The sequence below is a fragment of the Neisseria sp. P0009.S007 genome (assembly GCF_051962515.1).
Genome location: NZ_JBQCVF010000834.1, coordinates 1 through 557, shown reverse-complemented (window position 1 = coordinate 557; position 557 = coordinate 1). Strand labels below are relative to the sequence as shown.

Below are 557 nucleotides of genomic sequence, written 5' to 3'. Positions count from 1 at the left end.
GGTCGAGGTGGCCGCGCAAAACACCACCAACGCCAATGTCGAGCAACACATCATTGCCGTTGATGCACTTAAAAAACGCAACCTGCTCGAACGTCTGATTGTTGATTTGCATATGAATCAAGTTATTGTTTTCTGCAAAACCAAACAAAGCGTCGATCAAGTTACCCGCGACCTCGTCCGCCGCAATATCGCTGCGCAATCCATCCACGGCGACAAATCCCAACAAAGCCGACTGGAAACTCTCAATGCCTTTAAAGAAGGCACATTACGCGTTTTGGTTGCCACCGATGTTGCCGCACGCGGCCTGGATATTGCCGAGTTGCCTTTCGTCATCAACTACGAGCTGCCAACCCAACCTGAAGACTACGTCCACCGAATCGGACGTACCGGCCGGGCCGGTGCCGACGGCGTTGCCATTTCCTTAATGGATAAAACCGAACAGAAAATGTTTGAATCCATTAAAGAGCTGACCGGCAGCAATTTGAATGTGGAACGCATCGAAGGCTTTGAGCCGCATTGGTGGGGTACCGACAATCAAGATGAAGCCGAAGCGCAAC

General features: G+C 51.2%; 1 protein-coding gene. It reads left to right on the top strand.

Annotated features, from left to right (window positions below; all coding sequences use genetic code 11):
- Positions 1-557: helicase-related protein (locus ACTHS3_RS16660; protein WP_440368595.1), on the top strand; the 557-nt coding region annotated here is incomplete at both ends.